This is a genomic window from Mesorhizobium sp. WSM3860 (assembly GCF_002294995.1).
Taxonomy (GTDB): domain Bacteria; phylum Pseudomonadota; class Alphaproteobacteria; order Rhizobiales; family Rhizobiaceae; genus Mesorhizobium.
Genome location: NZ_NSGF01000005.1, coordinates 76,588 through 90,103, shown reverse-complemented (window position 1 = coordinate 90,103; position 13,516 = coordinate 76,588). Strand labels below are relative to the sequence as shown.

9 protein-coding genes, 1 pseudogene and 1 riboswitch are annotated in these 13,516 nt (G+C 59.9%); of the genes and pseudogenes, 4 read left to right on the top strand and 6 right to left on the bottom strand.

The genetic code is table 11. The features are described 5' to 3' along the window. The first annotated feature begins 219 nt into the window (after positions 1–219). From CK220_RS10985 to metE, 3 genes are all read left to right on the top strand, one after another. On the top strand, positions 220–1,650 hold the full coding sequence (locus CK220_RS10985; protein ID WP_245429133.1) for an NAD-dependent succinate-semialdehyde dehydrogenase: 1,431 nt from the start codon (positions 220–222) through the stop codon (positions 1,648–1,650). Positions 1,651–2,150: 500 nt separating this feature from the next. Beyond that, positions 2,151–2,924 (top strand): HAD-IIA family hydrolase, encoded by a 774-nt coding sequence (locus tag CK220_RS10980; RefSeq protein ID WP_095811553.1) that lies wholly within the window; start codon positions 2,151–2,153, stop codon positions 2,922–2,924. 753 nt (positions 2,925–3,677) lie between these two features. Next, positions 3,678–3,878, top strand: a riboswitch (cobalamin riboswitch). 89 nt (positions 3,879–3,967) lie between these two features. Beyond that, entirely contained in the window at positions 3,968–6,322 is a 2,355-nt protein-coding gene (metE, locus tag CK220_RS10965; protein ID WP_095811550.1) for a 5-methyltetrahydropteroyltriglutamate--homocysteine S-methyltransferase, read from the top strand. Positions 6,323–7,043: 721 nt separating this feature from the next. On the opposite strand, the gene CK220_RS10960 is transcribed toward metE, so the two are convergent. Then, a complete protein-coding gene (locus CK220_RS10960) occupies positions 7,044–7,292 on the bottom strand; it encodes a DUF982 domain-containing protein (RefSeq protein WP_095811549.1) in 249 nt (82 codons plus the stop codon). 273 nt (positions 7,293–7,565) lie between these two features. Beyond that, positions 7,566–7,868, bottom strand: a complete 303-nt coding sequence (locus CK220_RS10955) for a DUF982 domain-containing protein (protein WP_095811548.1) — start codon at positions 7,866–7,868, stop codon at positions 7,566–7,568. 241 nt (positions 7,869–8,109) lie between these two features. Between CK220_RS10955 and CK220_RS10950 the strand changes: the two genes are divergently transcribed. Then, positions 8,110–8,571: a MucR family transcriptional regulator gene (locus CK220_RS10950; protein WP_095811547.1), complete on the top strand. Its 462-nt coding sequence runs from the start codon at positions 8,110–8,112 to the stop codon at positions 8,569–8,571. Positions 8,572–8,829: 258 nt separating this feature from the next. Here the strand turns inward: CK220_RS10950 and CK220_RS10945 are convergent, their stop codons facing one another. The 4 genes and pseudogenes from CK220_RS10945 to glyA all read right to left on the bottom strand — a co-directional run bounded on the left by CK220_RS10945 (position 8,830) and on the right by glyA (position 13,473). Beyond that, on the bottom strand, positions 8,830–9,129 hold the full coding sequence (locus tag CK220_RS10945; protein ID WP_280952722.1) for a cold-shock protein: 300 nt from the start codon (positions 9,127–9,129) through the stop codon (positions 8,830–8,832). A gap of 642 nt (positions 9,130–9,771) precedes the next feature. Beyond that, complete coding sequence (locus CK220_RS10940) at positions 9,772–10,764, bottom strand: adenosine kinase (RefSeq protein ID WP_095811546.1); 993 nt, start codon at positions 10,762–10,764, stop codon at positions 9,772–9,774. A 128-nt stretch (positions 10,765–10,892) separates the two neighbouring features. Beyond that, a pseudogene (metK, locus tag CK220_RS10935) lies at positions 10,893–12,059 on the bottom strand (methionine adenosyltransferase); the annotation flags it as partial. Between the two features lie 58 nt (positions 12,060–12,117). Then, the gene (gene glyA, locus CK220_RS10930; protein ID WP_245429132.1) at positions 12,118–13,473 is read right to left on the bottom strand and encodes a serine hydroxymethyltransferase; all 1,356 of its coding nucleotides are present in this window, start codon (positions 13,471–13,473) and stop codon (positions 12,118–12,120) included. Positions 13,474–13,516: the final 43 nt, after the last annotated feature.

The following is a 13,516-nucleotide window of genomic DNA, read 5'->3' as shown; positions in this document are numbered from 1 at the left end:
CGCTTACGCCCTGGTCCAGACTTCGCTCCAGCTGGCTTTTCCCAGTATCGGACGCGGCGACCCCCAATTCTCTACCAGCCGTATGATCGAGGTCCTATAAGGAACCCGCAGGTGCGGAGTACAAACCGAGGCCTGCCGACATACAACTCCGCTGCTCTTGAGAGGAATCCGGTATTGCCCCTGCGCCTGCCAATAATCCGTCGCTTGAAATCCCCTGACCTGTTTGGCGCCATCGGTCGCCTGCCAGCACCCGGCACGCCGGCTAGCGAGCGGACATTCGAGGTCCTCAATCCATCGAGCGGGGAAGTCTTGGCGGTGCTTCCCGACATGGGTGTGAAGGAGACACGCGCTGCGATCGACAAGGCCTACACGGCGCAGCCTAGATGGGCTGCACTGACCGCCCGAGAACGCAGCGACGTTTTGTGGCGGTGGCATGAACTGATCATTGACCACGCCGATGATCTTGCCGCGATACTCACTGCAGAGATGGGCAAGCCGTTTGCCGAAGCCAAGTCGGAGGTGTCGCATGCGGCCGCGTATCTGCAATGGTACGCCGAAGAAGCCAATCGCATCTACGGCGAGACGATCCCCGCACCATCGATTGACCGTCGCATGATGGTGATCAAGCAGCCGATCGGTGTCGTGGGCACAATTACGCCATGGAATTTCCCAGCGTCGATGGTGGCGCGCAAGATCTCGCCGGCCCTGGCGGCGGGCTGCGCGATTGTGCTTAAACCCGCTGAACAGACGCCGCTCGTGGCAGGCGCAATGTTTGCGCTGGCGCATCAAGCCGGCTTTCCCGACGGCGTCATCAACCTGGTCTATGCGTCCGAAGGTGACGCCGTAGGACGCGAACTCTGCTCAAATCCCAAGGTGCGAAAGATCAGCTTTACGGGCTCGACCGAGGTTGGCCGGCTGCTCATGCGCCAGTGCTCGGACCAGATCAAGAAGGTCAGCCTCGAGCTCGGCGGCAATGCCCCTTTCATTGTCTTTGATGACGCCGATATCGACGCTGCGGTTGACGGCGCGATCCAGGCGAAATTCCGCAACGCCGGTCAGACTTGCGTTTCGGCGAACCGCCTTTACGTCCAATCGAGCGTTCACGATGAGTTCGTCGAGAAGTTCGTGGAGAAAGTGCGGCACTTGTCGGTTGGCGACGGCTTCGTTGCCGGAGTGGACATTGGACCGCTGATCGACATCCATGCTCTGCGCAAGATCGAGTCGCACATTGCAGATGCCGTTGCCAAGGGTGGGATTATTCGATGCGGGGCCGAACGCATCGGCAAGGATGGCACCTTCTTCAAGCCCACAGTGCTCACCGAAATTTCCAGCATCATGGCTGTTGCGCAAGAGGAGACTTTCGGGCCGCTGGCGCCGATCATCCGCTTCGAAGATGCGGATCAGGTTGTGCGTGAGGCCAACGACACGATCTACGGCCTCGCCGCCTATTTCTATGCCTCGAACCTCAAGCGTGTCTGGCGCGTTGCAGAGGCATTGGAATACGGCATGGTTGGCATCAACACGGGGCGTATGTCTTCGGAAGCGGCGCCCTTTGGCGGCATGAAGCAGTCGGGCATCGGGCGGGAGGGTTCCCGCCACGGGCTCGAAGACTACCTCGAAATGAAATACCTCTGCATGGGCGGCATCTGATCTCTATCTGGATGGACACCTCGGGCGGCGCAGAATCAAACCAAAGAGATGATTCGAGCGGTTGGGGAACCTTGTTGCGGATCGCTCCGGGTCGTTTCAGTGCCCCCGCCTGCGCGCCTTAAGTATGCATCTAGACGCCCAGCTACGTTGAACCCCCTCTACAGCGAGGAGGCAAGGTGCACCTGCGGACGGTAGGTTCTCACCTATCCAAGCGCGGCACGTCTCGCCAGGCCAGTGTCTGCTGCAACTAAGAAGGCGATTGTGCATCAGGTGCGCTGAGACAGCGAATGTAATCAACCCGACGATGCAGGACGTCCGCACGGCGAATTGGCGCACCGAAACGTTTACGCCGCAACCTCCTTATTGCCGCACGGCCAACTGAGCCCCCTTCGCGCATCGCTCTTAATCGGTACAGTCGCCGGCATTCTCGCCTGGAGAGATTCAGTGACACAACGTGCCCAGGCCGTGCATGCACGAAAGACATTGAGGGTTGAGATCCAATGATTACAGCGCATCTGCTCGACATGGACGGGGTCCTGGTCCGGGGCGGCCAACCGATTTCTGGCTCGGTCGGCTATGTCGCCGGGCTAATCGCCAAGGGTGAGCCGTTTCAGATCTTCACCAACAACTCGCGGTTCACGCCCGAAGATCATGCCGAGCGTCTAAGAGCGGTTGGCTTCGCCGTGCAGCCAGAGCACATCTACACATCGGCGCTCGCCACCGCGCGGTTCATGGCACTGCAAAAGCACAGATCAACTGCCTATGTCATCGGCGACCACGGTCTGGTCGAGGCCCTGCGGCAGGCAGGTTGCCGAATAACGGAGTTTGCTCCCGAATTCGTGGTCCTCGGAGACACCACTTCGTACCATTACGAGCAGATCGCAACTGGCGCTGAGCTTGTGGCGAAGGGCGCGCGCTTTCTCGCCACCAACCCGGATGCCACTGGCCCGACCGAGCGGGGCTCCCATCCGGCGTGCGGGGCTGTCGCGGCACTAATCGAGAAGGCCACCGGCCGTCAGCCCTATTTCGTCGGGAAGCCGAACCCGTTCATGATGCGCGGCGCGCTCGACCGGCTGGGAGTTCGAGCTGTCGATACCATCATGGTCGGGGACCGCATGGATACCGACGTGCTCGCGGGGCTGGAATCGGGCCTGAGAACAGCCCTTGTGCTTACTGGGGTGACCAAGCTGGCAGACATAGAGCGGTTTCCATTCAGACCGGACTACGTGGTCGAGTGCCTTGCGGATCTGGGCCAGATCATAGTGAACCAATAAGCCGAACGCACGCCTACACGAAGACCGAACCTCCTCTACGTTCCGCATGCCGGCCGTCAACCTGGGCAGTGATCGTGAGGAACAGCCGGCCCGCATCCAGAAAAGAAGTGACAAGCGTGACAACTTAGTCGAAGTACACCCATGTAGGGCAAGCAAGTTCATTGTGAGCTTCACTGCTTTGGTTCAGCCGTTCCAGCGATCGCACCGGAGTTGAGCCGGTGCTTACCGGGTGCGCCGTTTTCGGATCTCGACGATGTCCGCGAGGTGACACAACGCTTCCAGCGCGATTGCATCGTTCCTAACGATTTTCCCAGTTGGCACGACGATGCGTCCTGTGTGCAAGAGCACTGCGACGCGGCCGACCCGAGAAGGCACCACCTGATGATCACGCCGTTCCAACAATAGGGGCGCCGCCTCCAACGAGCGCCGATCAAACGGAAGCCATCGCGCTTTCATTTGTCTGGTTGTCCGGACATGACGAATTCGATTTCGGGCCAAAAGTGAGTGCACCCGATGACCCCCATGTTTGTGGAAGGCGGACCGGCACTTGCGTCGACGGCCGGCCAATCGGCAAACATCCTGAAGCACTTCGGGGGAGCGCAGTTCGAGCGCGACGGGGGCGCTGACCGCGATTTTCGACCGACCCGACCGTCGTATGCGGCTTTTGAAAGAGCCCCCATCAGCGTAAGGGGGTTATTCGCATAATCACATAAACATCTCGTTATATGGTATTGACAAGGAGCGAAGCGGCTGTGATTGTGCGCATGTCATGGTTCTCCGCGCGGCACTGCCGTAGCGGAGCTAAGAGGGAAGCCGGTGCGATGCCGGCGCTGCCCCCGCAACTGTTAGCGGCGAGCCAAGCCCATTGATGTCACTGAGGCGAACGGCCTCGGGAAGACGGGCGGAGGCTTTGACCCGCGAGCCAGGAGACCTGCCACGACGAACAACGTCCACGGGCGGGGTGTCTGGTGGTCGCGGTAGCTCGGCTTCGTGCCGCCTATTCGCGGGTTCCTTGTCCCCCGCCCCAACCATCGGGGTATGGCATGACTGTCTCTCAACGGATTCCTGTAGCAACGCTCGGCGTGCCGCGTATCGGTCGACGGCGGGAACTGAAATTCGCGCTTGAAAACTACTGGTCCGGAAAATCTCGCGCTGCCGATCTGCTCGCGACGGCGAAGACGCTGCGTGCCGCTAGCTGGAGGGAGCAGCACGATCGCGGCGTGTCGAAAATCCCGTCCAACGATTTCTCGCTTTATGACCACGTGCTCGACACAGTCGCCATGGTCGGCGCCGTTCCGGCACGATACGCCTGGACTGACGGCGAGGTCCCACTCGATATCTATTTCGCCATGGCGCGCGGCAATCAAGGTCAGGCCGCGGATTGTGGACCTGCCGGTAACGAGCCTGCGGCCAATGGGCAGGGCCTTGCCGCGATGGAAATGACCAAATGGTTCGACACCAACTACCACTACATTGTGCCGGAACTCAGGGACGATCAGAGCTTTGCCCTCTCGTCGGCGAAACCGGTCGACTATTTTCTCGAGGCCAAGGCGCTCGGCATCCACACTCGCCCGGTCCTGCTTGGACCGGTTACCTTTCTCAAGTTGGCGAAGTCACCTGAGGAAGGTTTCAACCCTATCGCGCTCCTGCCACGGCTGCTGCCCGTCTACGAGGAGCTCCTGCAGAGGCTAAAGCTCGCGGGAGCCGATTGGGTGCAGATCGATGAGCCGGCGCTCGTGCTCGATCTGATTCCCAACGAACGGGATGCGCTCCAATTCGCCTACTCCCGGCTGTCGAAAGCAGCACCCGAGTTGAAGATCATGGTCGCTACCTATTTCGGATCGCTGGGAGACAATCTCGAGACCGCAATTTCTCTTCCCGTGGCGGGACTGCACGTGGATCTCGTGCGCGCTCCAGAGCAGTTGGAGGCTATCGGCCGGCTCGCGCGGAAGGAACTTGTGCTCTCGCTCGGGCTGATCGACGGACGCAACGTCTGGCGCGCGAACCTGCCTGCGATATTTGACCGTATCAAGCCCATCGTCGCCGGTTGGGCGCTGGAGCGGGTGGAGATTGCCCCGTCCTGCTCGATGCTGCATGTGCCGATCGACCTGGACTTGGAGACGGCACTCGATGCGGATGTGAGGTCGTGGCTCGCCTTCGCAGCGCAAAAGACCGACGAGCTGGTCGTGCTCGCCCGTGCCCTGGCCGAAGGCCGGGACGCAGTGGCCGCCGAACTGGAGGCGTCGGCTGAGGCTGCCGCCGTTCGCGCGACATCCGCCAAGGTGCATGATCCGCTCGTCGAAGGCAGGGTCGCCAGCATCAAGGTCGGCATGACGCGCCGGAAGAGCGCATTTGCCGTCCGCTCCAAGCTTCAGGCCGGCCTATTTGGCCTGCCCCCCTTCCCCACCACGACGATCGGCTCCTTCCCGCAAACAGCCGAGATTCGCAAAGCGCGGGCAGCTCATGCCAAAGGCCAGCTGAGTTACGTCGACTATGAAGCGTTCCTGAAGAAAGAGATAAAAGCCACCGTTGGCTGGCAAGAAGAGATCGGACTCGACGTGCTGGTCCACGGCGAATTCGAGCGCAACGACATGGTTCAATATTTCGCCGAGCAGCTCTGCGGCTTCGCCTTCACGCAACACGGGTGGGTGCAAAGCTATGGCTCGCGCTTTGTGCGCCCCCCGATCATCATTGGAGATGTGTCGCGACAAAATCCGATGACACTACATTGGTGGCGATATGCCCAGTCGCTGACGCTGAAGCCGGTGAAGGGCATGCTTACCGGTCCCGTGACGATCCTCAACTGGTCCTTCGTCCGAGACGACCTTCCGCGCTCAGCCGTCTGCCGTCAGGTCGCGCTCGCCATTCGCGATGAAGTGAGCGACCTTGAAAAGGCTGGCGCCAAGATGATCCAGATCGACGAAGCCGCACTGCGCGAGGGCTTGCCGCTGCGCCATGCCGACTGGGAGGCCTATCTCGACTGGGCCGTCGAATGCTTCCGGCTGGCTTCAACGGCCATCGAGGATGCGACCCAGATCCACACCCATATGTGCTACTCCGAGTTCGGCGACATCGTGGATGCGATTGCCGCAATGGATGCCGATGTGATCTCCATTGAAGCCTCGCGCTCGCAGATGGAACTGCTCGATACGCTTCGAACCTTCAAGTATCCGAACGAAATCGGACCTGGCGTCTATGACATTCACTCGCCGCGGGTCCCGGAAGTGGGCGAGATTTCCAACCTCATCATGCTTGCGCGCGATCGATTGTTGGATGACCAACTGTGGGTGAATCCCGACTGCGGCCTCAAAACGCGCAGATGGGAGGAGGTCCGCCCTGCCCTGGTGAACATGGTGGCTGCGGCACGCGCAATTCGGGAAAAAGCGCAAACGGCGTAGGACTCGGTGACACTTGCCGGCGGTGAGCGGCGACGCTGCACCCCGGGCGAAGTAGGTTGAGGAGGCTATCCGGCTCACCCAAAGAAATCGACCTGCCGCCGACCGAAGCGCCTCCGTAAGCTTGGTCTGGTCGGGCCTTGTTATGGCGCGCCGACGCCAGCTGTTCCGAAGGCGGGCGTTATGGGCGATCGAAGCAGGCCGGCCCTCAAATGAGCCGGCCAGAGATCAGACGGCTGACCCCCAGCGGTTTCGGACTACGCCGGATTTAAGCTAGTCCAATATCACTATCATCTTTCCGATGCGATCGCCGAAACCTCCGTTCCGACATCGGCGACCATCGGGAGAGGCATCGGCGATCACGCGGGGCCGGTCCAAGGGTGTTCCGGGAAACCGGATGCAGGGCTAATCTGGGGGAGGTTCAAACGGCACTTCTGTTGACTATCGTGACAGTATCGACGCTCCGCCATCTGCAGTCGGCCAACTCTCGCTCAATGGCCCGTCTGCCTCTGTCTCCAATTACGATCGCCGCGCAGGCGAAGCCGAGCGACCGCAGCTTGGCTGCCCTTGTGTTTTGATGGTGGAAGATGCCACGCGCGACCAGGAAAGCCATTGCGGAAAGTAACGGGGTTGGTTTGCTCCTGGCGGATGCCGGCAGGGATGTTCGGACCGTGGCCAACAGCGATGCGCAGAGGGCCGAAATTCATGAGCGGCGTGATAAATCTCAATCGTTGCGCAGAATGCGTGCTTCGAGCGCGGCTGCGACGAAAGCTCGTCGAGCGGCTGGCGCATGGGTCTTACCGCGTAACACCTGCAGACAGACGTCCATCGCTATTCTGCGTTTATCGGTCTCATTATGCAGATCCCGCAGCAAGATAGCGACCGCGTCGTTGACGTCCACCACGATGCGCTCTGAGCTGCGGCGGCTGACCTGAACAACGACTGGCCTCTCAAATCTGATCAACCCGGTCATCCCCCCTCCTCCACAGCCACTATGCGGCAAACTGCCCCGGTCGTATTTGTTTACTCAGTCGAACGCGACCGATGCACCTGCACCACTGAGGCTGGCCATTCACGACCAAGCGATCGCCATGAGCTGCGTCTGGCCATAGTCAGGTTGCGTGCGATCTGGACTTTTGTAGTCGGTGGTGAGGAACTGCTTCTCATTCGCGCGGTCTAGCCGTGAAAACTGGACAATAGTGCACTGTTTGACGCGCCTTGCCAGTCTCAAACACGTCGTCGAGGTCTACACCTGCACTTTTCCACTGCCCGATCTGCAGGAAGCAATCCACTTCATCGCCGAGGTTGGATCTTCCAATATGTCGACCCGTTTCGCAAAGCCGAAAAAGGCATTGCGAGCCGTGCTTACCGGCTTGCGCCCATCGTATGCATCGTAGCATGCCCTCAGGGCGATCTCGTGGATCATGTCTCTGCGATCTTCAGGCCATTCATTGAGAAAATCGATGGCATCCGCAAGGCCGGCAATCTCTTGGATGATGTGCGTTGCGCGCTTCACGAAAAGGGGGTTGCTGAAAGCCTTAGCGTTCATTCGTTTCTCCGAACTATCCGAATAAATTTGGGTGAAGAGGCGCCGCATCGACGCGGCACAACCATGGCACAGCGGTGTTGTCAGGACGATGACGGCTGAAGAGTTATCCTGCGACTGCGGCCGGGTGTGTAGCGATCCGCGAACAGATCGTGCAATGGCTTGGTTGCCATCAAAGGCGGTCGTCACTATTAAGCTATGAATTGATTCCCCACGCCTAGTCTAAGTCCGCAGGAGCGTTTTCATGACCGAAGAAACTGAGACAGCTGATAACCTTATCGAACTCACCGCCCATGTCATCTCAGCCTATGTTTCGAACAATCCGGTTCCCGTCAGTGAACTGCCTGGGCTTATCGGCCTGATCCACATCGCATTGAAAGCCACTGCCGGTGGTGCAGCACCAGAAAAGTCGGAACCTCTCAACCCTGCCGTACCGATCAGAAAATCGGTTACACCCGATTACATTGTCAGCCTTGAGGACGGTAAGAAGTTCAAGTCGCTTAAGCGTCACCTGGCTACCCACCATGGCCTTACGCCCGACGAATATCGCGCGAAATGGGGGCTGCCGGCGGACTATCCCATGGTGGCGCCAAACTACGCTGCGGCCCGCTCGGCATTGGCCAAGACCATGGGTCTGGGCCGCAAGCCGAAGGAACCGGAAACGTCGGCACCTGCCAAGCGCGCCCGCAAGAATGGCGCAGCCTGACTGCACTTTTAACGATCGACCAAGCCGATGCGGCATGATTTCGCACCTGCGAGACATGATTTGTGCATTGCAATATCGGCGGCTATCGGTATGATCATGTTGTCGGCCATCTACTCCTCTCGGATGTGGTGCCGACGCTGAATGGGGCGCACCTCCTCCCGTGTCTCATTCGAAAATCGAGTCCGCTGCCACCTCCTCCCGGCAGCGGGCTTTCTTCTTTGTCTAAGGCGCGATTTCGTTAGGGCAAAGCATTTGGCTCTAAACGAGGCGAATGCTCCGAACCTCCGGGCCTTTCTTGCCCTGCCCGCATTGGACAAACACCTTCTGACCCTCCATCAGCGTGCTCAGTCTTGAGCGGGTCAGCGCGGTGGCATGAACGAAGATATCCTTCTCACGGTTTTCAGGAGCAATGAAGCCGAAGCCCTTTGGGGATTGTACCACTTGACCGTGCCCTCGCTCTCCAACTGGGCGCCGTTCCGGCGGCGGGCTCTCCAGCGCAACGCGTATGTAGCTGAGTTTTCGCGGTCTGATTACCGACCTCCAGCACTTGCGAGACATGGTGACATCTTGGACTTTCTTCCGTTGTGACCTGGAGACGCCTTCCCTCGGAAACACCGCGGCTTCCGCGCTGCCTCCAGCACCCGGATGTGCCTCAATGCGGCAATTTCACAAAGCCAAACCCTTGCTGGTGTTGAACAAGATTACGTCGGCGTTGACAGCGCGTGCGGTTACGGTTGACGAGCGCAGAAAGTAGCTTGGCTCGGAAGGCCGTTCCGCAAAAAAACCGTGTCACCGTCATGGCGATGCCAGCGTGGCTCACGATGGTCCTTATGATTGCCCATGATCGTCCGACTGGCGTGAACAGCGGTGCGCTCCCATCAGAATAATCTCAATCGGGCGATGCCTTCATGACAATTCACGAGTCGGCCGCTTACCCGCTGTATCGCACGGCCGGCCTGTTGGCACACGAGGCGACCACGGCGGGTGGGCAAGATTGCGATAGGTCGAGCTGCTAATCGGAACGCTTCCCCATATCGCACGGCAGAAGGTTCGCACTGGAGGGCGATACTCACCCTTATCCATCGTGGCATGCCCCCCGGTTGCTTCTCACGCGGATGCGCATCCGACATTTCGATTTACGCGCACCGCCCCGCACGGTCCGCAGGAGGGGAGACGGGCAGCCCGTCGTTGATCGCCCGGCTAGATCGACCCGGCCTGCTCGGCCTCGCGGCGCAGATTCTGGCGCGGACGCGGCCCGATCTGCTGGATCACCAGCCCGGCGGCCAGCGAGCCGAGGTCGCCGCAGTCCTTGAGGCTCCGTCCGGTCGTGTAGCCATAAAGGAAGCCGGCGGCATAGAGGTCGCCGGCGCCGGTCGTGTCGAGCAGTTCCTTGATCTTCGTCGCCTCGATAGTGACGGTCTCGTCGCCGCGCACGATCACCGAGCCTTTCTCGGACCGGGTGACAGCGGCTATTTTGCAATCCTTGCGGATGGCGTCGAGCGCCTCCTCGAAGGAAGCGGTCTGGTAGAGCGACTTGATCTCGTGGCTGTTGGCAAAGACGATGTCCACGGTGCCCGAGCGCATCAGCTCGAGGAACTCGTCGCGGTAGCGGTCGACGCAGAAGGAATCCGACAGCGTCATCGACACCTCGCGGCCCGCGGCGTGCGCCAGCTTGGCGGTCTGGCGGATGGCCTCCTTGGCGCGCGGCGGATCCCACAGATAGCCCTCGAAATAGGTCACCCTGGCGCCGGACGCCTTGTCCGCCTCTACATCCTCGGGCCCAAGCTCGACGCAGGCCCCGAGATAGGTGTTCATCGAACGCTCGCCGTCGGGCGTGACAAAGATCATTGAGCGTGCGGTCGGCGGCTCGCCAGCGAGCGGTCTGGTGTCGAAGGCCACGCCCTGGGCGTGGATGTCGTGCGTGTAGATTTCGCCCAGCGCGTCGTTCGACACCTTGCCGAAGAAGGCGGCTCGTCCGCCGAGGCTGGCGACGCCGGCCGCCGTGTTGCCGGCACTGCCGCCGGAAGCCTCGATCGCCGGTCCCATGCGGCTGTAGAGCAATTCGGCGCGCCTGGCGTCGATAAGGTTCATCGCCCCCTTGATGATGCCGTTGGTCTCAAGAAAAGCCTCGTCGCACTGCGCGATGATGTCGACAATGGCATTGCCGATGCAAAGCACGTCATATTCCGGCATCAAAATCTCCGCCAAGGAACCACCCGGCTATCTGGCATGCCGGCCGCGCGCGGGTATAGCGAGTTGGAATGGATTGCCGCATTCGCTTGACCGGCCCTCACGCAGCTGCCGGTCCTTGCTTCACGCAGCAAGTCGTCGGCTCTGTCCGTCTTTTCCCAGGTGAACTCAGGCTCTTCACGGCCGAAGTGCCCGTATGTCGCGGTCTTGCGGTATATCGGGCGTAAGAGATCAAGCATCTTGATGATGCCTTTCGGTCGGAGATCGAAAAGCTCAAGAATAAGGCGCTCGATCTTTTTTTCCTCAATCCTTGCGGTTCCGAATGTGTTGACCATGACAGAAACCGGACTGGCCACGCCGATCGCGTAAGCAAGCTGAACCTCGCAGACCTCCGCAAGGCCGCTGGCAACGATGTTCTTCGCGACATACCGGGCGGCATAGGCCGCCGAGCGGTCAACCTTGGATGGGTCCTTGCCCGAAAAGGCGCCGCCGCCGTGACGCCCCGTTCCACCGTAGGAATCGACGATAATCTTGCGTCCAGTGAGGCCGCAGTCGCCGGCGGGCCCACCGATCACGAACCGCCCTGTTGGGTTGACCAGAAATCTGATCCCAGAAGTATCAAGGTGGGTCGGCAGGACCGGTTTTATGATCTCCTCAATGACGCCTTCGCGTACTGTATCTTGGGAGACCGCCACGTCATGCTGCGTCGACAGGACTATCGTATCCAGCGCCACCGGGCGGAGACCCTCATATCGTACCGACACTTGAGATTTCACATCCGGACGCAGCCAGCCAAGCTGTCCCGTTTTTCGGACCTCTGCCTGTCTTTTGGTCAAACGGTGAGCGAGTTGGATCGGCAAGGGCATCAATGTATCCGTCTCATTGCATGCGAATCCAAACATGAGGCCCTGATCCCCCGCGCCCTGCTCGAGATCCTGCCCTCGTCCTTCGTCAACACCCTGGCTTATGTCGGGCGACTGCTCGGTGAGAGCCAGAACGACGGCGCAACGTCGACCATCAAAGCCTATGGCATCGTCGTCATAGCCAATATCGAGTATCGTATCGCGGGCAACTTGGCTGTAATCGATCTGCGCATGGGTGGTGATCTCGCCAGCCAGAACGACCATCCCTGTCTTCACCAACGTTTCACACGTCTTCACCAATGCTTCACAAGCGACGCGCGCCTTAGGATCCTCGCGAAGGACCGCATCGAGGATGGCATCCGATATGTTGTCTGCCAACTTATCCGGGTGTCCCGCACCGACGGATTCGGAAGAGAACACGAACTGCCTGGTCATGGAATGCCCTCGCTTCAAGTGTTGGAGTTAGCTGGGAGGTTTCTGGATTAGGGCGGCTCTATCGGTCGCTGATGCCGGGGACGTCGAACGCAGTGCAGAAGTCGGCAACCTCTCTTCGTACGCTCGCATGGACTTCCTGGTCATCGGGCTGGCGGCAGACCGAGTGGATGAAATCGGCGATCTGCACCATCTCCGTCTCGCGCATGCCCATGGACGTCACCGCTGGCGTCCCTATGCGGATGCCGCTTGTGAGCGCCGGATGCCGTCGGTCACCCGGCGCCATATTAAAGTTCGTAATGATGCCTGCCCCTGCCAGGCGATCGGCATAGGCTTTGCCTGATAGCGGCCGGTTCCGAACGTCAAGGATCAGCATGTGATTGTCAGTCCCGCCTGTGACGAGTTCATAACCTCGCGCCAGAAGCGCCTGGGCCAGAGCCTTTGCGTTGTTGATGATCTGCTGACCGTAGATACGAAAGGACGGCTTCGCTGCTTCCTGCAAAGCGACGGCAAGCGCGGCGATAGTATTCATATGCGGTCCGCCTTGCAGGAGAGGGAACACGGCGCGGTCAATGCGTTTGGCCAGATTGTATTGGCTGTTCGGACGATAAAGCGCCTGATAGCGATCTTCATTCTTCGACAGAATAAAGCCTCCACGGGGCCCGTGGATCGACTTGTGAGACGTGCTGGTGACCACATCGCAATGGGGCACGGGGTTCGGATGCACTCCTGCCACAACTAGGCCGCTGATATGGGCGATGTCGGCCACTAGATAGGCGTTCGCCTCCGAAGCAATTTCGGCCATTGCCGCGTAGTCAAAAATGCGTGGATAGGCAGTTCCACCGACCCAGATGAGTTTCGGGCGTTCCCGCTTGGCGGTCTCGCGCAAGCGGTCATAGTCGATTTGCTGCGTGTTTTCGTGCAGCCCATACGGGACGCGTTGATAATCAGTGCCGGAAAAGTTGACGGACCAACCGTGAGTCAAATGGCCGCCTTCGGGTAAAGGCAAACCCATGACTTTGTCTCCGGGAATCAAAAGGGCGCGATAGACAGCCTGATTGGCCGGCGAGCCGGAATAGGGCTGGACGTTGGCGTGTTCACTACCAAATAGCGTCTTCAGGCGCTCGATGGCGAGGGTCTCAAGCTCATCGACAATCTCGTTTCCCGCGTAGTAGCGCGCACCCGGGTAGCCCTCGGCATACTTGTTCGCGAAGATCGAGCCGGTCGCTTCCAGGACGGCCGAGGAGGCAAAGTTTTCGGAGGCGATAAGTTTGAGAGTTGTCCGCTCCTGGCGCTCCTGTCTTAGAAGCAGTTCGTGAACGCGACAATCTACGGCCGCAAGATGAAGCCCCCCGTAAGTGTCGGGTTCTGTGGTGTCGCCGCCGGCCGAATTGTGCGTGGCAGTTTCGCGCTCCAATTGGATGGATCTATTCCCCATCAAGCAGGCGGCCCCCCTGGCC

What these genes read in the sequence shown, in the direction of transcription:
- CK220_RS10980 (WP_095811553.1), top strand. Translation starts at nt 2,151, where the DNA reads ATGATTACAGCGCATCTGCTCGACATGGACGGGGTCCTGGTCCGGGGC.
- CK220_RS10955 (WP_095811548.1), bottom strand. Translation starts at nt 7,868, where the DNA reads ATGAACGCTAAGGCTTTCAGCAACCCCCTTTTCGTGAAGCGCGCAACG.
- CK220_RS10940 (WP_095811546.1), bottom strand. Translation starts at nt 10,764, where the DNA reads ATGCCGGAATATGACGTGCTTTGCATCGGCAATGCCATTGTCGACATC.
- metE (WP_095811550.1), top strand. Translation starts at nt 3,968, where the DNA reads ATGACTGTCTCTCAACGGATTCCTGTAGCAACGCTCGGCGTGCCGCGT.
- CK220_RS10945 (WP_280952722.1), bottom strand. Translation starts at nt 9,129, where the DNA reads ATGTCTCGCAAGTGCTGGAGGTCGGTAATCAGACCGCGAAAACTCAGC.
- CK220_RS10950 (WP_095811547.1), top strand. Translation starts at nt 8,110, where the DNA reads ATGACCGAAGAAACTGAGACAGCTGATAACCTTATCGAACTCACCGCC.
- CK220_RS10960 (WP_095811549.1), bottom strand. Translation starts at nt 7,292, where the DNA reads ATGACCGGGTTGATCAGATTTGAGAGGCCAGTCGTTGTTCAGGTCAGC.